Source organism: Streptomyces sp. KM273126 (genome assembly GCF_004337435.2).
GTDB lineage: Bacteria > Actinomycetota > Actinomycetes > Streptomycetales > Streptomycetaceae > Streptomyces > Streptomyces acidicola.
The window spans coordinates 1562910-1579370 of sequence record NZ_SJXB02000002.1; the positions used below are offsets into that span (position 1 = coordinate 1562910).

A 16461-nucleotide genomic window follows, 5' to 3' on the forward strand; every position below is an offset into this window, starting at 1 on the left:
GCCTCAGTCCTTGTCGGGGGAGCCTTCGGGGGACTTTTCCGGGATGGCGCCGGGGAGCGCGCCACCGTCGGGGCGTACCTGCGCCGGGGTGCCGGTTCCCCCGGTGAACAGGCGCATACGCTCCAGCACCGCCTCCGCCGTGGGGCGCTGCATCTCGTCCACGATGCGCCCGTCCGCCAGGAAGAGCACCAGGTCGGAGTGGCCGGCGGCGCCGGGGTCGTGGGTGACCATCACGACGGTCTGGCCGAGGTTGTCGACCGCCTGCCGCAGGAAGCCGAGCACTTCGAGGCCGGCCCGTGAGTCGAGGTTGCCGGTCGGCTCGTCCGCGAAGATCAGCTCGGGGCGCGAGGCGAGGGCCCTGGCGCAGGCCACGCGCTGTTGCTGGCCGCCGGACAGTTGGGAGGGCCGGTGCCGCAGCCGGGCGCGCAGCCCGAGGGTGTCGATGACCTCGTCCAGCCACTTCTGGTCGGGCTTCCGGCCCGCGATGTCCATGGGGAGCGTGATGTTCTCGGCCGCGTTCAACGTCGGGATCAGGTTGAACGACTGGAACATGAACCCGATCCGGTCCCGCCGGAGCCGCGTCAGCTCCCGCTCCTTCAGCCCGGTTATCTCGATGTCGCCGAGCCACACCTGACCGGCCGAGACGGTGTCGAGCCCGGCCAGGCAGTGCATCAACGTGGACTTGCCCGAGCCGGACGGGCCCATCACGGCGGTGAAACGGCCGCGCGCGATGTCCACGTCCACCGCGTCGAGGGCGAGCACCGTCGTCTCGCCCGAGCCGTACGCCTTCGTCAGCCCCCGCGCGCGGGCGGCGATCCCGTCGGCCTCCGCATGGCCGCGGGCGTGCTCCGGAGCAGCTGTGGGCAAGGCGGCCTCCTTGGTCGGACCAGAACGACTCCGGTGTTTTCGGGACGGACCCCGGTGTTCCCGGCGAGCGTAGTGTGATCCAGTACACACTCGGTATCCTCCCGAAGGCCCAGACGCCCTCCCCCCGTAGGTCGGTTCCCCGATGCGCATGTAAGGGGCACCCAATACGGTCTCCGGGGCGGCGTCAGGCCCTCTTGCCCTGCTAGCGCTCTGGCGCTAGCTTCGAGACATGGCCAAGACCCAGCTGAACGTACGGGTGGACGAGGACACGGCCCGCGCCGCCCGGGAGCGAGCCCTGGAGCGTGGGATGAGTGTCAACCGCTACATCGAGGAGCTGGTGAGACAGGACACCGGCGAGGTGGGACACACCTTCGTCGAGGCCGCCGCCGACTTCATGAAGCAGTACGAGAGCGTCTTCGCCGAGGAATTCGACGGGGGTGCCCCCGCTCGAGCGAAGTCAAGAGTGGGGGAGAAGCCGAGAGCGGGGGAGGAGCGCGAAGGCCGCCGAGGACAGCTCTGAACCCTTGAGTAATCTCAGCATCGACCTCGCCTGGCTTCTGATGGTCGCCGAGCAGAAGACACCCGGAGACCCCGAGGTCACCGACTGGGGCGCCCTCGTCGCGGCCGTCGCCCGGCACCAGGCCGAGATCTTCGACGTCCCTGTCTACGACACTCCGCACGCCCGCGCCGCCGCGCTGCTCCAGCTCCTCCTGCACGTGCCGGCCCTGGAGCGCTCCAACGCGCTGTTCGCCTCCGCCGTCGCGTACGCCTACCTCGTCGCCAGCGGCGTCAAGGTCATCACCTCGCCCGTGCAGGTACGGGACCTGGCCAGACTGGTGAAGAGCGGCGAGGCGACGCTGCGGGACATCGCGGACGAGCTCCGGAGGTGGAGCACCCCGTAGCGGTGCGGGGCCCTGTCGGCATACGGGTATACGGGATATACGGACATGCCGCCATGCCGCGCGGCCACGGCAGCCGCGGACGGCCCGCCGTCCTGCGAACGGCTCAGCCGCCCGCTTCCTCGGGTTCGGGCCTCCGCGCCGTACCGAGCACGCAGTACGAGCTCGGCAGACGCAACCCCTTCCCGGGCACCAGCACGTTCCGGTACGAGCCCATGTCGAACCCGGCGGTCCGTATCGAACCGATCGGGTCCCGTGCCGTGTGACACCCCCCGAACAGCAGCGGCCACACCGTGCGGTCCAGCACTCGCTGAGCCGTCGTCATAGCGCGCCCGCCGCCCCGGCCGTGCTCGAAGAACCGCAGCTCCCCGCCGGGCCGCAGCACACGCCGCGCCTCCGCGAGGGCTCGTTGGACGTCCCGCACGCTGCACAGCACCAGTGACACCACGGCCGCGTCGAAGGCCTCGCTCTTGACCGGCAGCGCCTCCGCCGTGCCGGGCACGACGTCGATCGGGACCTCGGCGCGCCGGGCGGCGTTCAGGGCCGACTGGCGCAGCACGGGCTCCGGCTCGATCGCCACGACCTCGGAGACGGTGGAGGGGTAGCGCGCGAAGTTCAGCCCGTTGCCCGCGCCGATCTCGACGACCCGTCCCGAGAGACCGGCGAGCAGCTCGCCGCGGTGGGGGCCCACCTCTTTTTCTGCCGCCTCGCTGAGACGGACGTAGAACCGGGCGAAGAGGGGGTGGTGGACGGCGTTCTTGGTGGCGCGGGCCATGGCGGACCTCCCGAGAAGCGCGGCTGGTTACCGCGATTGTCCCTCGCCGCGCCCCGGCTCACCCCTCGCGCGACGGGAACACACGGCGGGCCCAGGGCCTGTCGTGTGGATCCCGCCTGGGCCGCGGGGCTTGGTACGCACATCTGCGGCGTTGTCGTCGGTTGCCAACTCCCCCACGCTCGGCTTCGCTCGCGCGGGGGACCCCATCGCGTTGACGCCCTCCTCCGCCTTGCAGCTGCACGCACCAAGCCCCGCTCACCGGCGGTCACAAGGAGCCCTGGTCCGAAGCCGGCGTGATCCGAACGACAGGCCCTAGCCAGGTCACACCGCCGGGTCAGCGGCGTGCCCACCCGGCCCGCGCCTGGCGGCTTCCCGAGCCGTGAAGGTCTCCGCCTCCCACGTCCCGCCCAGCCGGGGCGCGAGCCAACGTGCCGCGTCGGCCCGGAAGCCGGCCGGGTCGGACGCTCCCGTCCCCGCCGGCACCGCACCCAGCAGCGGCGCCCCCGCCACCAGCGGCAGGTCCGCGAGGTTGCACCGGGACGCCAGGTCCGGCTCGGCGGGCCAGCTGCCGATCACCAGGCCCGCCAGGCCGAGCCCACGACCCCGGAGTTCACGCGCCGTCAACTCGGTCGTGTTCAGCGTGCCGAGCCCCGACGAGGCGACGACCAGCACGGGCGCGTCCAGCAGCCGGGCCGCGTCCGCCAGCGTGCCGCCCGCCTCGTCGAACCGTACGAGCAGGCCGCCCGCGCCCTCGACCAGCACGAGGTCGTGGTCCACGGCGAGCTTGGCAGCGGCATCGGCCACCTCCTCGGGCCGGACCGGAGGAAGACCGGCCCGCCGGGCGGCCGTCGCCGGAGCCAACGGCTCGGGATAACGGGCCAGTTCCAGCGTCGTCACGGCGCCCGCGAGCCGGGCCACCTCGTCGGCGTCGCCGCGCTCGTCCGGCCGCACCCCGGTCTGCGCGGGCTTGAGCACGGCAACGGAACGCCCGGCCCGGACGGCCACCGCGGCGACGGCGGCCGTGGTGACCGTCTTCCCGACCTCCGTGCCCGTTCCCGTGATCACCAGTACCGGCATGTCAGCCTTCCCGCGCCGCCGCGCACACCGCACGCGCGATCCGTGCCACGTCCGCGTCGCCGGTCACGTACGGCGGCATCGTGTAGACGAGATCGCGGAACGGCCGCAGCCACACGCCCTCCCGCACGGCGGCCCGCGTCGCCGCCCGCACATCCACCTCGCGATCGAGCTGCACGACGCCGATGGCTCCGAGGACACGGACGTCCCGGACGCCCTCGATCTCCGCCGCCGGGGCGAGCCCCTCCCTCAGGCCGGCCTCGATCCGCTTCACCTCGGTCCCCCAGTCCTGGCCGAGGAGCAGATCGATCGAGGCGCACGCCACGGCCGCCGCCAGGGGGTTGCCCATGAACGTGGGCCCGTGGGCGAGCACCGGCACCTCGCCCCGCGAGATCCCCTCGGCCACCCGCGCGGTGCACAGCGTCGCCGCCATCGTCAGATAGCCGCCGGTCAGCGCCTTGCCCACGCACATCACGTCCGGCGTCACTCCGGCGTGCCCGGCCGCGAACAGCGCGCCCGTGCGCCCGAACCCGGTCGCGATCTCGTCGAACACCAGCAGCACGTCATGCGCGTCGCACGCCTCACGCAGCACCCGCAGATACGCGGGGGAGTGGAACCGCATGCCGCCCGCGCCCTGCACCACCGGCTCCACGATGACCGCGGCCAGCTCGTCCGCGTGCCGCCCGATCAGCTCGCGCAACTGGTCGGCGTACGACTCCTCGTACGTGGCCGGGGGCGGGTCCGCGAACACCTGCCGGGGCAGCACGCCCTGCCACAGCTCGTGCATCCCGCCCTCGGGGTCGCACACGGACATCGGCTGCCAGGTGTCGCCGTGGTAGCCGCCGCGCCAGGTCAGCAGCCGCTGCTTGGCCGGTCGCCCCAGCGATCGCCAGTACTGCAGGCACATCTTGACCGCGACCTCGACCGACACCGAGCCCGAGTCGGCCAGGAAGACATGCTCCAGGCCCTCGGGCGAGATGTCGACAAGGCGCTTGGCCAGCCGGACGGCGGGCTCGTGGGTGAGCCCGCCGAACATCACATGGCTCATCCGCGCCAGCTGCTCGTGCGCCGCGTCGTTGAGCACCGGGTGGTTGTAGCCGTGGATGGCCGACCACCAGGACGACATCCCGTCCACGACTTCGTCCTGGGCTCCGTCGGCCGTCCGCAGCTTCAGGCGTACGCCGCTCGCCGACTCCACGACGAGCGGTTCCTGGCGGCCGGGCATCGGGCCGTACGGGTGCCAGACGTGCCGCCGGTCGAGGGCCAGCAACTCCGGTACGGGCAGGTCAGGCATTGGGCGCGAGATCCGTTCCGGCACCCCGGCGGCGCACGGCCACCAGGTCCGTACGGGCTTCCTGGACCGCGGCCGCGGGGGCGGAACCGCACACTCCCTGGGGCCCGCAGCCACCGTCGCTCTCGTGCGAGCCGCACCCGCCCCCGCCCGGCGCCCGGTGCTCGGGCAGCGTCACCTGGTCGGCGCCCTCCACCTCGAACCCGGCGTCCGCGATCATCTCCAGGTCGGCCTTGCCCGCCTGGCCCTCGGTGGTCAGGTAGTCGCCGAGGAAGATCGAGTTGGCCAGGTGCAGGGCGAGGGGCTGCATGGTGCGCAGATGGACCTCGCGGCCGCCCGCGATCCGCACCTCGACGTCCGGGCAGACGAACCGCACCATCGCCAGGATCCTGAGGCACCGCTGCGGGGTGAGGTTCCACTCCTTGGCCAGTGGCGTGCCCTCGACCGGGATCAGGAAGTTGACCGGCACCGAGTCCGGGTCCAGCTCACGCAGCGAGAAGACGACGTCCACCAGGTCCTCGTCGCTCTCGCCCATGCCCGCGATCAGCCCGGAGCAGGCGGACAGACCGGCCGCGTGCGCCTTGTGCACGGTGTCGACGCGGTCGGCGTAGGTGTGCGTGGTGGTGATGTCGCCGTAGGTGGCCTCGGAGGTGTTGAGGTTGTGGTTGTAGGCGTCCGCGCCCGCCTGGCGCAGCCGTTCGGCCTGCCCGTCGGAGAGCAGGCCGAGACAGGCGCACACCTCGACGCCCTCGTTCTGGTCCTTGATCGCCTTGATGGTGTCGGAGACCCGGTCCACGTCCCGGTCCGTCGGGCCCCGGCCGCTGGCCACCAGACACACCCGCTTGGCGCCACCCGCCAAACCGGCGGCCGCCGCCTTCGACGCTTCATCAGGCTTGAGCCAGCTGTACTTGAGGATGCCGGCCGTGGAGCCGAGCCGCTGGGAGCAGTAGGAGCAGTCCTCCGGGCACAGCCCGGACTTGAGGTTGACCAGGTAGTTGAGCTTGACCCGGCGGCCGAACCAGTGCCGGCGCAGCTTGCCGGCCGCGGCCACCACATCGAGCAGGTCGTCGTCGGAGGTGGCCAGTACGGCCAGCGCTTCCTCGCGGGTCGGCAGCTCGCGCCGAAGCCCCTTGTCCACCAGCGTCGTCAGCAGGTCCATGAGAGCCGATCCTGGCCTACGCGGGCACTCCGGGCCAAGGAGGGTTCGCACAACAGAGTCGGTTCGACGTGTGGGTATGGCCACATCCTGCGTGGCCGGCCGCGCCGCTAGGGTCTGTGCACTGCCTACAAAGACGTCAGACGTCAGGAGACGTCACGCACGCTCGGAGGAACCATGGCGTTCGGCTGGATCGACGAGCAGGCGGAAGCGCGCCGCCGCGCGGGACTGCTGCGGACCCTGCGCCCGCGCCCCGCCGACTCGCCTCTCCTGGACCTCGCGAGCAACGACTACCTGGGCCTGGCCCGGCACCCCGAGGTCACCGAGGGTGCCGCCGAGGCCGCGCGGCGGTGGGGCGGTGGCGCCACCGGGTCCCGGCTCGTCACCGGCACGACCGAGTTGCACGGCGAGCTGGAGCGCGAGCTGGCCGGCTTCTGCGGTTTCGAGGCGGCCCTGGTCTTCTCCTCCGGGTACGCGGCCAACCTCGCCGCGGTCACCGCGCTGGCCCCGCACGGCTCGCTGATCGTCTCGGACGCGGGCAACCACGCCTCACTCATCGATGGGTGCCGGCTGGCCCGGGGTGCCACCCAGGTGGTCGCGCACGCCGAACCGGAGGCCGTCCGTAAGGTGCTCGGCACCGGCAGCGGGCCGGCGGTGGTCGTGTCCGACACGGTGTTCTCGGTGGACGGCGACGCGGCCCCGGTGGGCGAACTGGCGTACGTCTGCCGGGAGTTCGGGGCCGGTCTGCTCGTGGACGACGCGCACGGGCTGGGCGTCCTGGGTGACGGGGGCCAGGGTGCCCCGTACGCGGCGGGGCTCGCCGGTGCGCCGGACGTCGTCGCGACCGTCACGCTGTCCAAGTCGCTGGGCAGCCAGGGCGGCGCCGTTCTCGGCCCGGCGCGGGTGATCGACCACCTGGTCAACGCGGCCCGCACCTTCATCTTCGACACCGGTCTGGCCCCCGCCGCGACCGGCGCGGCCCTCGCGGCGCTGCGGCTGCTGCGCCGCGAGCCGGAGCGCGCCGCGCGGGCGCGCGAGGTGGCGACACTGCTCCACACACGGCTGACGACGTCGGGCCTGGAAGCGGTGCGGCCCGACGCCGCCGTGGTGTCCGTGCGCGCGCCGTCTCCCGAACAGGCGGTGCGGTGGGCGGCGGACTGCCGCGCGGCCGGTCTCGCCGTCGGCTGCTTCCGCCCACCGTCCGTGCCCGACGGCATCTCAAGGCTGCGGCTGACCGCCCGTGCTGACCTCACCGACGGGCAACTCGACCGAGCTGTACGGGTGATCGGCGATACCCGACCGTGAGTCGGCGTGACACGGCCGCGGGTCGCGATCGATGGAAATGATCACGAAGGAGTGATCGTGGCTGTGGTGGCTGTGGTGGCTGTGGTGGTCGGGGCGGTCACCGAAGTGCTGTGATGAACCCCTCCCATGCCTTGGGGGGGAACAGCAGGGCGGGCCCTGCCGTGTTCTTCGAGTCGCGCACCGCGACCAGTCCGGCCCAGGGGCCGGGGCCTGGACGGGCCGTTTCGACGCAGTTGTTCATTCCGGTGCTGCGGCTGCTGCGCAGCCACCGCACATCGTGCAGTTCGGTACTTGAGGGGATGTTCCGAGGCAGTGGGGGGGTGAACATGGTGCCTCCTTACGCGCCGGCGGCTATCCCGGCGATGTAATCCAACGATTCCTCGGGCGAAAGGGCGTGGATCTGAAGGGCGTTGAAGGCCTCGACATACGCCTGGAGGTCTTCTTTCCGCTCCAGGTAGAGGCTACTCGTCAAGTTGTCGAGAACAACCACATCCAGATCAGATGCGCTCGAAAATGAAAAGATTACGAACGGCCCTGTGACGCCAACATGCGCCCCAGCAGTGAACGGCAGCACCTGGAGTCGCACTTGGGGAAGCAGGGCCGCCTCCCGCAGCTGTCGCAACTGCCGCGCCATCACCTCCGGGCCGCCGACCTCCCGGCGCAGCACGGCCTCGTCCAGGAGCGCGTTCAACTTCAGCGGAGTATCGGAGCGCAGCACGTCCTGCCGGGCGATGCGCACCTCCACCAGTGCGTCCAGTTTGTCCTCCGGCACTCCCTCCACCGCGGCGCGGGTCACCGCGCGGGCGTACTCGGGCGTCTGCAGCAGCCCCGGCACCACCGAGGTCTCCAGGGTGCGTATGCCGCTGGCCTGGGATTCCAGGCTGATGAAGTCGCGGTATGCCGCCGGCAGCACCCCGCGGTAGGCGTGCCACCAGTTCTGCCGCCCGCCGCCGTCCTCCCCGCCCGCGAGGATCAGCAGCAGTTCCCGGAACTCGGGATCCCGGACTTCGTACGCGTCGAGCAGACGGCGCACGTCGGCCGGTTTCACTCCGCTGGAGCCGGTCTCGATACGGCTCACCTTCGACTGGTGCCAGCCGACGAGGCGCGCCGCCTCGATGCTGGTGAGGCCGACGCGGGTGCGCAGGTCGCGCAGTTCAGCGCCGAGCTTGCGTCGGCGCACCGCAGGACCGTATTGCATGGGTCGTCTCCTTCCGCCCGGCCGCGGTGTCGGGGCGACGGTAGAGGATGGACCGAAAGGCCCACCCAAATACGGTCGGTCGTCGGATAGTTCACCGCTTCGAGCGACAGATATATGCATATCTTGGTGGATCGGCACCGTGACGGCCCTGGTTGATGGCAATCTGGCGCGAAGCACCAGTCCGGGACCGTACTCGAATCCACTCGCTCCGTGTCGGACTCCGGTCCCCTGGGAAAGGGACGACGTCGCCATGGCAGACCACCAGGAAGCATCCGTCACTCTGCCGAGCGATCCGGCCTCGGTCTCCGCGGCTCGAAAATACGTCGCCACCGTGCTGGCCGAATGGGGCCTGCCGAGCGACACCGAAGTCGCGGACACCGTACGGCTGATCGTGTCCGAACTCGCCACCAATGCCGTCCAGCACACGTTCGGGCAGTCGCCCACGTTCACCGTGGACATGGCACTCGACCGTGACGAGCAGCTGCGGATCGGCGTCACCGACAGCCATCCGCGCTTCCCGAAACGTTTGCCCGCGGCCGTCCAGCAGGACAACGGCCGGGGCATGGTCATCATCCGCTGGCTGGCCGCCGAGTACGGCGGCAGACTCAGCGTCAGACCCACGCGGGAAGGAGGCAAGACGGTGTCCATCGAGTTGCCCTGGACGATCCCCGTACAACCGGTCACCACCGGGGGACAGCAAGAACCCTGAGTTGACGCGGAGGGCGTCGAGTGGCTGCCGTCGGGTCAGGGCGGCGGATTCAGCGCTGGTGCGCGGCCGGTATCGCGGGCTGGGCCCTGAAGGGCGGCGGCCGCGGGGTGAACGCCGGGGCAGCGGGAAGGCGAAGAGGAGCTGCACCCAGCCTGGGTGACGAGGACCTGCACCTGGCTTGGGTGAGGTGCAGTGAGGACCGTGTCATGCGCCGCGAGACGGCCCAGCAGCCACATCGCGGGCCGGGGCCCCGAGGGGCGGCGGCTGCCCTCACGGCCGCCGCCCCTCGGGCGGGTCAGCGGACCCGGCCGTACCAGACGCTCTTCGTCCAGATCCTCTCCAGTTTCACGACCTCCCCGGTCTTCGGGGAGTGCCAGATCTTGCCCTTACCGGCGTAGATGCCGACGTGGTAGACGTACGAGCCCGAGTGGAAGAAGACGAGGTCCCCGGCCTTGCGGCTCTTGGCGGAGATGTGCTTCGTCTTGTTGTACTGCGCTGCGGCCGTACGGGGGAGCTTCTTGCCCGCCTTCTTGAACGAGTACAGCGTCAGACCGGAGCAGTCGAATCGCTTCGGGCCCACGGCGCCCCACTTGTAGGGCGAGCCCTTCTTGGAGGCCGCGACCTTGAGCGCCTTCGACGCCAGTGAGGCCGCCTCGGCCTCCGACGCGGCGCCAGGGACCGCGATGCTGCCGCCTACTGCGGCGATGGTGAGAGCCGAGGCCGTGCCGGCCCGGGCCATGAGCGACGGGACACGATTGAGCGCAGTCATGCGCAACCCTTCGTCAGCCGCCTGTGAAGGATGACCTGTCGGATTCGGGCTGGCGAAGTTGCCCGGCCGCGTTGCCGCGGCTTCACCCCAAGGACTGCTCGGAACTGACGCTCCGGCGGCCCGTCGTGCTCGGGTCCTCCACTCCTGCCGATCCACTCCTGTCGACCGGTCATCCGGGCGGCGGCAGGACTCGGCGTCCGCCCGGACCGCCCCGCCGCTGCGGCGGGGACTTGTCGTCAGATACGGATCTTGGCGCACGAATGTTGGAAGCAGCGAACGGAATCGGCTGTTTGTGGGGTTGGTCACCACTCACCCGTTCGGGTGGACAACCCTTCGCCTGTCCGGAAGCCAAGGAGCCCGATGAGCCTCCGACCAGCGATGAAACAGTGGATTCCGCCGTTGCGGTACGCGTGTCGCGCAACTCGCCCGGGCCCGCGGCGGGAGCGAAGACTGCCCGTTCGCAGGTACGTCGTCTGGTCCGTTCGAGGTCCGGATCGGACGCCTCGTCAGTTCGGCGCGCGACCCGGGCCCGTGTCGTTGCGTCAACTCTCCGATCCGGGAGGCAGCGCGACGCGTGCCACACGGCGCTCTCCGTCAAGGACCCGCAGGGCCCGCGCGAGAGTCGATGCATGCACCACGCTTTCACCCCGGGTGTGCATCAGTTCCAGTGCGCTGCGCAGGGCGGTCGCCTTGGCGACCAGGGCCTGGGCCGCCCGCAGCCCGCCATAGGTGTCACCGGGGCGAGCCGGGTTGATCCGGCCGAGCAGGTCGACCACGTCGAGGTAACGGTCGATCAACTCGGCCTCGGCGCGGGTCAGCGCGGGCAGCGGCGGCAGTTCGGGCGGGAGCATCGACGGCTCACCTCGCACCGGGCAGGGCGCGAGAGGTCTTCCGGCTCGGGATGATCCGGTCCACCAGGCCGTACTCCACGGCCGCCTCGGCGTCCAGGATCTTGTCCCGCTCGATGTCGTCGCGCACGCGCTCCGCGCTCTGGCCGGTGTGCCGGACGAGCATCTCCTCCAGCATCCGGCGGTTGCGCATCAGTTCGTCGGCCTGGATGGCCAGGTCGGTCGCCTGCCCCTCGACCGGCTCGGGCAGCGAGGGCTGGTGGATGAGCACGCGGGCGCCCGGCAGCGCGGATCGCTTGCCCGGGGTGCCGCCGGCCAGTAGCACCGCGGCGGCCGACGCCGCCTGGCCCAGACAGACGGTCTCCACATCGCAGGTGACGAACTGGATCGTGTCGTAGATGGCCGTCATCGCACTGAGCGAGCCGCCCGGCGAGTTGATGTAGAGCGAGATGTCCTGGTCCGGCGCGGCGTGTTCGAGGTACATGAACTGCGCCATCACGTCGTTCGCGGCCGTGTCGTCGATCGCCGTCCCGAGGAACACGATCCGCTCCTCCAGCAGCTTCGAGTACGGATCCATCGTCCGGTGGCCCGCGGTCGTGCGTTCGGTGAACTCGGGCAGGACATGTCGGGCGGTCGGTCGGGTCATGGGGTACCCCTCCTCACGGCGGTCTCTGTAAGAAATGTACAGGACGTACGTTGGCGTTCTCCATCTTCTTCGCCTTCGCTCTGTTGCCGTGAGTCTCCGATCGGCTGCCGGCTGATAGCCGTGCCCACATCCCCCTGCCTGGTCGAGGCCGCGGGCCGCGATCCGGAACGTGCTCGCCAAAGCGGCTCTGACCTGGGTCTTCGCCGCCGTTCCCCGGTCGTGCCGCGCGGACGCCCCGTAAGCTGGGGGCATGGCCTACGAGATTCCGGTGACGCAAGCCAGGGCTGAACTCGCCGACTTGATCAACCGCGTCGTGTACGGCGGCGAGCGCGTCGTCGTGACGCGGCACGGGAAGCCCCTCGTCGCCCTGGTCTCCGCAGCCGATCTGGAGCGGCTGGAGGAGTCGGCCTCGGCGGAGGAGCCGGTGATCACCTCGGTCTCCGGTGTCCGGGACGTCGCGTCGGCCCCACGCGAACGCCAGCGGTTCGGGATCACGGCGGAGCACCGCGGGACCGGCGCTTCCTGACGGAATCAGCGCTTCCTGGCAGGGGCAGTGTTACGGAGAAAGACCGTGCGCCCCCGTCCGCTACTGCGGGGAGCGCACGGTCGGTCTGGTGCTGGTTCCGGGCCCCCGGCTCAGCCGGCCAGGGCGGGTTCCTGCTTCGGGATCGGGTTGCCGGTCCTGCGGCGTCGTGTGAGCGCGCTGCCGAGCAGCACCGCTCCCAGGCCGAGCGTCGCCCACCAGGTGAGGGTCAGTGCGGGACCGGTCGCGGCGGCGCCGTCGAAGAACGACACCGAGCGCAGCAGCGACGCGCTCGCGCCCGGCGGCAGCCACTGGCCGATGGTCCCGGCCGGCTCGGGCAGCAGCTCCGGCGCCGAGGACGCGCCCGCGAAGGGGTTTCCGAGTAGAACCACCAGCAGCCCGCCCAGCCCCGTCCCGGCCGGTCCCATCAGCGCGGCGAGCCCGGCTACGGCGGCGCCCACGGCCAGCGCCGTCAGACTGAGCACGCCGGCCTCGGTCCACCAGTTCCCCTCCAGGACGCCCAGCCAGCTGTGAGTGATCGCGGTGGCGACCACGCCGACCAGCGCGGCGGCACCGAGCAGCGCTCCGGCCGCGCGCGTCCCGCGCAGTCCGAGCAGGGTGACCACGGCCCCGGAGGCGACCCCGGCCAGCGCCAGCGGCAGCACGCTCGCGGCGAAGGCCGAGCCGCGCGGATCTCCGGCGGAGGTGGGCACGACGTCAATCGTCGTCGGCTTGGTGCCTTCGGGCGTCTGCTCGGCCACCGCCTGCTGCAGCATCTGGGCGACGGACGGGCTCGCTGCCGACGCCGTGAGCAGTTTGGGTCCCTCGGCGGTGACGACCACCGCGCCGTATACGGTCCGGTCCTTGATGGCGTCCCGGGCGGAGGCCTCGTCGGCGTAGCGGTGGATCTCGAAGGCGCCGTCGCGCTGTTCCAGCTGCCGCTGGACCGGGGCGGTGGCGGTCGCGGGCCCCGCCACACCGAGCGGCAGGTCGCGGGGGGCGATGCGGGCGGCCGGCCAGGCGAAGGCCCAGAGTGCCAGCGTCACGAGGACGGGGACCAGCACGATGACCGCGATCAGCCGGCGGTTTTGCTGCTGGGTGAGTTCCAGGGTTTCTTCGGGCCGGGGCGGTGGAGTAGGGGCGGGCATGGCGTTCCTCGGTTCGGGTTGGCGGATCTCGACTTGGGGCCGCGCTAAAAAGAAGGATCGTTCGTTTTCTTGGGTCACCATCCTCCCGGCGTACTGGCTTGTCAAGAAAGGAACGTTCGTTTTACGTTGGGCGGCGTGCCCCGCGTATCCCAGGAACGCCTCGACGCCCGCCGCCGCCAGATTCTCGAAGCTGCGGCCCGCTGCTTCGCCCGCAACGGGTTCCATGCCACGTCGATGCAGGACGTGCTGAAGGAGGCCGGCCTCTCCGCCGGTGCCGTCTACCGGTACTTCGCCGGCAAGGAGGAGTTGATCGCCGCGGTCGTCAACGAGGTACTTGAGGAGATCCGCAGCGCCTTCGAGGAGGCCGCCCGCACCAGCCCGCCGCCACCCCCGGACGTCCTCATCGGGACGGTCCTGCGCAGAGTGCTCCGTGCGAAGTCGGCGCAGGGTGAGGAATGGGCCTCCCTCTACCCCCGGCTGATGATCCAGGTGTGGGCCGAGACGCTGCGTGACCCCGAGTTGGCGGCCGTCCTGCGGCAGGGATTCGAGACGGTCCGCGTGCTGTGGGTGAAGATCGTCGAGGGTTATCAGGACGCCGGCATGATGCGGGCCGATATTCCCGCCCTCAGCGTCGCGCGGACCATGGTCGCGCTGGTCCAGGGTTTCGCCGCGCAGTACGCCCTCTTCGGTGACGTGCCGGTGCAGGCGGTGGAGCTGGGGCTGGAGGCGCTGATGAGCATGGGGGGATCCGGACGCGCGGAGCTGAGCGGGCCAAGGGACGGTTAACCTCGCTGAAACGCCGCCCAACTAGCCTGCGCCCACGCCACCAGCGCCTTCTCCCGGTGGCCGCGGCAGCCGGACCCCGCACGGTCCGGAGCGAGGACTGTGAGGTGGGACGCCGTGCAACTGACGCCGCACGAGCAAGAGAGGCTGCTGATCCATGTGGCGGCCGACGTCGCCGAGAAGCGCCGGGCCCGCGGCCTGAAGCTGAACCACCCCGAGGCGGTCGCGCTCATCACGTCGCACATCCTCGAAGGCGCCCGCGACGGCCGTACCGTGGCCGAACTCATGGCGTCCGGGCGGAAGCTGCTCACCCGGGACGACGTCATGGAGGGCATCCCGGAGATGATCCACGACGTCCAGGTCGAGGCGACCTTCCCGGACGGCACCAAGCTCGTCACCGTTCACGACCCGATCGTCTGACGAGGGAGGGGCCGCGCATGATTCCCGGAGAGATCCTGTTCGACGACGGGCCGATCGTCTACAACGAGGGCCGCGACGTCACCCGGCTCGCCGTCCTCAACGCCGCCGACCGCCCAGTCCAGGTCGGCTCCCACTATCACTTCGCCGAGGCCAACCCCGGCCTGGAGTTCGACCGCGAGGCCGCCCGTGGCAGACGGCTGAACGTCGCCGCGGGCACCGCCGTCCGCTTCGAACCCGGAATCCCCGTCGACGTCGAACTCGTCCCGCTCACCGGCGCCCGTATCGTGCCCGGACTGCGCGGCGAGACCGGAGGTGCCCTCGATGCCTGAGATCTCTCGTGCGGCATACGCCGACCTCTTCGGGCCCACGACCGGTGACCGCATCCGGCTCGCCGACACCGATCTGCTGATCGAGATCGAGGAGGACCGCAGCGGCGGACCCGGACTCGCCGGTGACGAAGCCGTGTTCGGCGGCGGCAAGGTCATCCGCGAATCCATGGGCCAGTCGCGCGCCACGCGCGCGGACGGCACCCCGGACACCGTCATCACCGGCGTCGTCATCGTCGATCACTGGGGCATCGTCAAGGCCGACGTCGGCATCCGCGACGGCCGGATCACGGGCATCGGCAAGGCAGGCAACCCCGACACCATGGACGGGGTGCACCCGGACCTGGTGATCGGCCCGGAGACCGAGGTCATCGCGGGCAACGGCCGCATCCTGACGGCCGGCGCCATCGACGCCCACGTCCACTTCATCTGCCCCCAGATCGCGGACGAGGCACTGTCGGCGGGCATCACGACGCTGGTCGGCGGCGGCACGGGTCCGGCCGAGGGGTCCAAGGCCACCACCGTTACGCCCGGACCCTGGCACCTCGCACGGATGCTGGAGGCGATGGAGCAGTACCCGCTCAACATCGGGTTCCTCGGCAAGGGCAACACCGTCTCGCACGAGGCGATGCTCTCGCAGATCCGCGGCGGTGCTCTGGGGCTGAAGCTGCACGAGGACTGGGGGTCGACCCCGGCCGTCATCGACGCGTCCCTGACCGTCGCCGACCAGACCGGCATCCAGGTCGCCATCCACACGGACACACTGAACGAGGCCGGGTTCGTCGGGGACACCCTCGCCGCCATCGCCGGGCGCGGCATCCACGCGTACCACACGGAGGGCGCGGGCGGCGGGCACGCGCCCGACATCATGACCGTGGTCTCCGAGCCGTACGTACTGCCGAGCTCCACCAACCCGACCCGGCCGTACACCGTCAACACCGCCGAGGAACATCTCGACATGCTGATGGTGTGTCACCACCTCAACCCGGCGGTGCCCGAGGACCTCGCCTTCGCCGAGTCCCGGATCCGGCCGTCCACGATCGGGGCCGAGGACATACTCCACGACCTGGGCGCCATCTCGATCATCTCGTCCGACTCCCAGGCCATGGGGCGCGTCGGTGAGGTCGTCCTGCGGACCTGGCAGACCGCCCACGTGATGAAGGGGCGGCGGGGCGCGCTGCCCGGTGACGGGCGTGCGGACAACCGTCGTGTGCGTCGCTATGTCGCCAAGTACACGATCAACCCGGCGCTCGCGCAGGGACTCGCCCGCGAGATCGGCTCCGTCGAGACCGGCAAGCTCGCCGACCTGGTGCTGTGGGAGCCCGCGTTCTTCGGGGTCAAGCCGCATCTCGTCATCAAGGGCGGCCAGATCGCTTACGCGCAGATGGGCGACGCGAACGCCTCGATCCCGACGCCGCAGCCGGTCCTTCCGCGACCGATGTACGGGGCGATCGGGCGGGCGCCCGCCGCCAACTCGTTCAACTTCGTGGCGCCGCTCGCCATCGAGGACGGGCTGCCGGAGCGGCTCTCGCTCGGGAAGCGGTTCGTCGCGATCGAGTCGACGCGCGGGGTCACCAAGGCCGACATGCGGGAGAACGACGCGCGGCCCGAGGTGCGTGTGGACCCCGACAGCTTCGCCGTGCACATCGACGGGGAGCTGGTCGAGGCCGCTCCCGCCGCCGAACTGCCCATGGCCCAGCGGTACTTCCTCTTCTGAGGGGGCG

20 protein-coding genes and 1 riboswitch are annotated in these 16461 nt (G+C 70.9%); of the genes, 9 read left to right on the forward strand and 11 right to left on the reverse strand.

What is annotated here, in order from left to right; all coding sequences use genetic code 11:
• Positions 1-3: 3 nt before the first annotated feature.
• Positions 4-867 (reverse strand): ABC transporter ATP-binding protein, encoded by an 864-nt coding sequence (locus tag E0500_RS37540; RefSeq protein ID WP_131563780.1) that lies wholly within the window; start codon positions 865-867, stop codon positions 4-6.
• A 229-nt stretch (positions 868-1096) separates the two neighbouring features.
• Between E0500_RS37540 and E0500_RS37545 the strand changes: the two genes are divergently transcribed.
• Both E0500_RS37545 and E0500_RS37550 read left to right on the forward strand, forming a co-directional pair.
• Entirely contained in the window at positions 1097-1387 is a 291-nt protein-coding gene (locus E0500_RS37545; RefSeq protein ID WP_131563781.1) for a toxin-antitoxin system HicB family antitoxin, read from the forward strand.
• Between the two features lie 4 nt (positions 1388-1391).
• Complete coding sequence (locus tag E0500_RS37550) at positions 1392-1769, forward strand: fic family toxin-antitoxin system, toxin component (RefSeq protein ID WP_131563782.1); 378 nt, start codon at positions 1392-1394, stop codon at positions 1767-1769.
• A 103-nt stretch (positions 1770-1872) separates the two neighbouring features.
• On the opposite strand, the gene E0500_RS37555 is transcribed toward E0500_RS37550, so the two are convergent.
• From E0500_RS37555 to bioB, 4 genes are all read right to left on the reverse strand, one after another.
• Positions 1873-2541, reverse strand: coding sequence for a class I SAM-dependent methyltransferase (locus E0500_RS37555; protein ID WP_131563783.1), 669 nt, complete (start codon positions 2539-2541; stop codon positions 1873-1875).
• Positions 2542-2862: 321 nt separating this feature from the next.
• Entirely contained in the window at positions 2863-3618 is a 756-nt protein-coding gene (gene bioD / locus E0500_RS37560) for a dethiobiotin synthase (RefSeq protein WP_131563784.1), read from the reverse strand.
• A gap of 1 nt (position 3619) precedes the next feature.
• Positions 3620-4909, reverse strand: a complete 1290-nt coding sequence (locus E0500_RS37565) for an adenosylmethionine--8-amino-7-oxononanoate transaminase (protein ID WP_131563785.1) — start codon at positions 4907-4909, stop codon at positions 3620-3622.
• The gene (bioB, locus tag E0500_RS37570; protein WP_131563786.1) at positions 4902-6065 is read right to left on the reverse strand and encodes a biotin synthase BioB; all 1164 of its coding nucleotides are present in this window, start codon (positions 6063-6065) and stop codon (positions 4902-4904) included. Before bioB ends, E0500_RS37565 begins: the two co-directional genes overlap by 8 nt.
• A 174-nt stretch (positions 6066-6239) precedes the next feature.
• Between bioB and E0500_RS37575 the strand changes: the two genes are divergently transcribed.
• The gene (locus tag E0500_RS37575) at positions 6240-7367 is read left to right on the forward strand and encodes an 8-amino-7-oxononanoate synthase (RefSeq protein WP_131563787.1); all 1128 of its coding nucleotides are present in this window, start codon (positions 6240-6242) and stop codon (positions 7365-7367) included.
• 97 nt (positions 7368-7464) lie between these two features.
• On the opposite strand, the gene E0500_RS37580 is transcribed toward E0500_RS37575, so the two are convergent.
• Together E0500_RS37580 and E0500_RS37585 are read right to left on the reverse strand one after the other, a co-directional pair.
• Complete coding sequence (locus E0500_RS37580) at positions 7465-7695, reverse strand: DUF397 domain-containing protein (RefSeq protein ID WP_131563788.1); 231 nt, start codon at positions 7693-7695, stop codon at positions 7465-7467.
• A 9-nt stretch (positions 7696-7704) separates the two neighbouring features.
• Entirely contained in the window at positions 7705-8565 is an 861-nt protein-coding gene (locus tag E0500_RS37585; protein ID WP_131563789.1) for a helix-turn-helix transcriptional regulator, read from the reverse strand.
• Between the two features lie 250 nt (positions 8566-8815).
• Between E0500_RS37585 and E0500_RS37590 the strand changes: the two genes are divergently transcribed.
• Entirely contained in the window at positions 8816-9274 is a 459-nt protein-coding gene (locus tag E0500_RS37590) for an ATP-binding protein (RefSeq protein ID WP_131563790.1), read from the forward strand.
• A gap of 295 nt (positions 9275-9569) precedes the next feature.
• Here E0500_RS37590 and E0500_RS37595 read toward each other — a convergent pair whose 3' ends face one another.
• From E0500_RS37595 to E0500_RS37605, 3 genes are all read right to left on the reverse strand, one after another.
• The gene (locus E0500_RS37595) at positions 9570-10043 is read right to left on the reverse strand and encodes a C40 family peptidase (RefSeq protein ID WP_131563791.1); all 474 of its coding nucleotides are present in this window, start codon (positions 10041-10043) and stop codon (positions 9570-9572) included.
• A 3-nt stretch (positions 10044-10046) separates the two neighbouring features.
• A riboswitch (cyclic di-AMP (ydaO/yuaA leader) is annotated at positions 10047-10249 on the reverse strand.
• 336 nt (positions 10250-10585) lie between these two features.
• Positions 10586-10894 carry a hypothetical protein gene (locus tag E0500_RS37600; protein ID WP_131563792.1) on the reverse strand — a complete coding sequence of 103 codons (309 nt, stop codon included), beginning with the start codon at positions 10892-10894 and terminating at the stop codon, positions 10586-10588.
• A 7-nt stretch (positions 10895-10901) separates the two neighbouring features.
• Positions 10902-11537, reverse strand: coding sequence for an ATP-dependent Clp protease proteolytic subunit (locus E0500_RS37605; RefSeq protein ID WP_131563793.1), 636 nt, complete (start codon positions 11535-11537; stop codon positions 10902-10904).
• Between the two features lie 250 nt (positions 11538-11787).
• Between E0500_RS37605 and E0500_RS37610 the strand changes: the two genes are divergently transcribed.
• Positions 11788-12063: a type II toxin-antitoxin system Phd/YefM family antitoxin gene (locus tag E0500_RS37610; RefSeq protein WP_131563794.1), complete on the forward strand. Its 276-nt coding sequence runs from the start codon at positions 11788-11790 to the stop codon at positions 12061-12063.
• A 110-nt stretch (positions 12064-12173) separates the two neighbouring features.
• Here E0500_RS37610 and E0500_RS37615 read toward each other — a convergent pair whose 3' ends face one another.
• Positions 12174-13208 (reverse strand): ABC transporter permease, encoded by a 1035-nt coding sequence (locus tag E0500_RS37615; protein WP_258573754.1) that lies wholly within the window; start codon positions 13206-13208, stop codon positions 12174-12176.
• Between the two features lie 135 nt (positions 13209-13343).
• Here E0500_RS37615 and E0500_RS37620 point away from each other — a divergent pair, with 135 nt between their 5' ends.
• From E0500_RS37620 to E0500_RS37635, 4 genes are all read left to right on the forward strand, one after another.
• On the forward strand, positions 13344-13994 hold the full coding sequence (locus tag E0500_RS37620; protein WP_131563795.1) for a TetR/AcrR family transcriptional regulator: 651 nt from the start codon (positions 13344-13346) through the stop codon (positions 13992-13994).
• A 114-nt stretch (positions 13995-14108) separates the two neighbouring features.
• Positions 14109-14411 carry an urease subunit gamma gene (locus E0500_RS37625; RefSeq protein ID WP_010355509.1) on the forward strand — a complete coding sequence of 101 codons (303 nt, stop codon included), beginning with the start codon at positions 14109-14111 and terminating at the stop codon, positions 14409-14411.
• 17 nt (positions 14412-14428) lie between these two features.
• Positions 14429-14740: an urease subunit beta gene (locus tag E0500_RS37630; RefSeq protein WP_131563796.1), complete on the forward strand. Its 312-nt coding sequence runs from the start codon at positions 14429-14431 to the stop codon at positions 14738-14740.
• The gene (locus E0500_RS37635; protein ID WP_131563797.1) at positions 14733-16454 is read left to right on the forward strand and encodes an urease subunit alpha; all 1722 of its coding nucleotides are present in this window, start codon (positions 14733-14735) and stop codon (positions 16452-16454) included. Before E0500_RS37630 ends, E0500_RS37635 begins: the two co-directional genes overlap by 8 nt.
• Positions 16455-16461 lie beyond the last annotated feature (7 nt).

Excerpts from the sequence above, each read along its gene's own strand:
- E0500_RS37555 (WP_131563783.1), bottom strand. The coding sequence starts at position 2,541 with ATGGCCCGCGCCACCAAGAACGCCGTCCACCACCCCCTCTTCGCCCGG.
- E0500_RS37590 (WP_131563790.1), top strand. The coding sequence starts at position 8,816 with ATGGCAGACCACCAGGAAGCATCCGTCACTCTGCCGAGCGATCCGGCC.
- E0500_RS37580 (WP_131563788.1), bottom strand. The coding sequence starts at position 7,695 with ATGTTCACCCCCCCACTGCCTCGGAACATCCCCTCAAGTACCGAACTG.
- E0500_RS37545 (WP_131563781.1), top strand. The coding sequence starts at position 1,097 with ATGGCCAAGACCCAGCTGAACGTACGGGTGGACGAGGACACGGCCCGC.
- E0500_RS37635 (WP_131563797.1), top strand. The coding sequence starts at position 14,733 with ATGCCTGAGATCTCTCGTGCGGCATACGCCGACCTCTTCGGGCCCACG.
- E0500_RS37610 (WP_131563794.1), top strand. The coding sequence starts at position 11,788 with ATGGCCTACGAGATTCCGGTGACGCAAGCCAGGGCTGAACTCGCCGAC.
- E0500_RS37575 (WP_131563787.1), top strand. The coding sequence starts at position 6,240 with ATGGCGTTCGGCTGGATCGACGAGCAGGCGGAAGCGCGCCGCCGCGCG.
- E0500_RS37585 (WP_131563789.1), bottom strand. The coding sequence starts at position 8,565 with ATGCAATACGGTCCTGCGGTGCGCCGACGCAAGCTCGGCGCTGAACTG.
- E0500_RS37615 (WP_258573754.1), bottom strand. The coding sequence starts at position 13,208 with ATGCCCGCCCCTACTCCACCGCCCCGGCCCGAAGAAACCCTGGAACTC.
- E0500_RS37600 (WP_131563792.1), bottom strand. The coding sequence starts at position 10,894 with ATGCTCCCGCCCGAACTGCCGCCGCTGCCCGCGCTGACCCGCGCCGAG.
- E0500_RS37595 (WP_131563791.1), bottom strand. The coding sequence starts at position 10,043 with ATGACTGCGCTCAATCGTGTCCCGTCGCTCATGGCCCGGGCCGGCACG.
- E0500_RS37605 (WP_131563793.1), bottom strand. The coding sequence starts at position 11,537 with ATGACCCGACCGACCGCCCGACATGTCCTGCCCGAGTTCACCGAACGC.
- E0500_RS37630 (WP_131563796.1), top strand. The coding sequence starts at position 14,429 with ATGATTCCCGGAGAGATCCTGTTCGACGACGGGCCGATCGTCTACAAC.
- bioB (WP_131563786.1), bottom strand. The coding sequence starts at position 6,065 with ATGGACCTGCTGACGACGCTGGTGGACAAGGGGCTTCGGCGCGAGCTG.
- E0500_RS37565 (WP_131563785.1), bottom strand. The coding sequence starts at position 4,909 with ATGCCTGACCTGCCCGTACCGGAGTTGCTGGCCCTCGACCGGCGGCAC.
- bioD (WP_131563784.1), bottom strand. The coding sequence starts at position 3,618 with ATGCCGGTACTGGTGATCACGGGAACGGGCACGGAGGTCGGGAAGACG.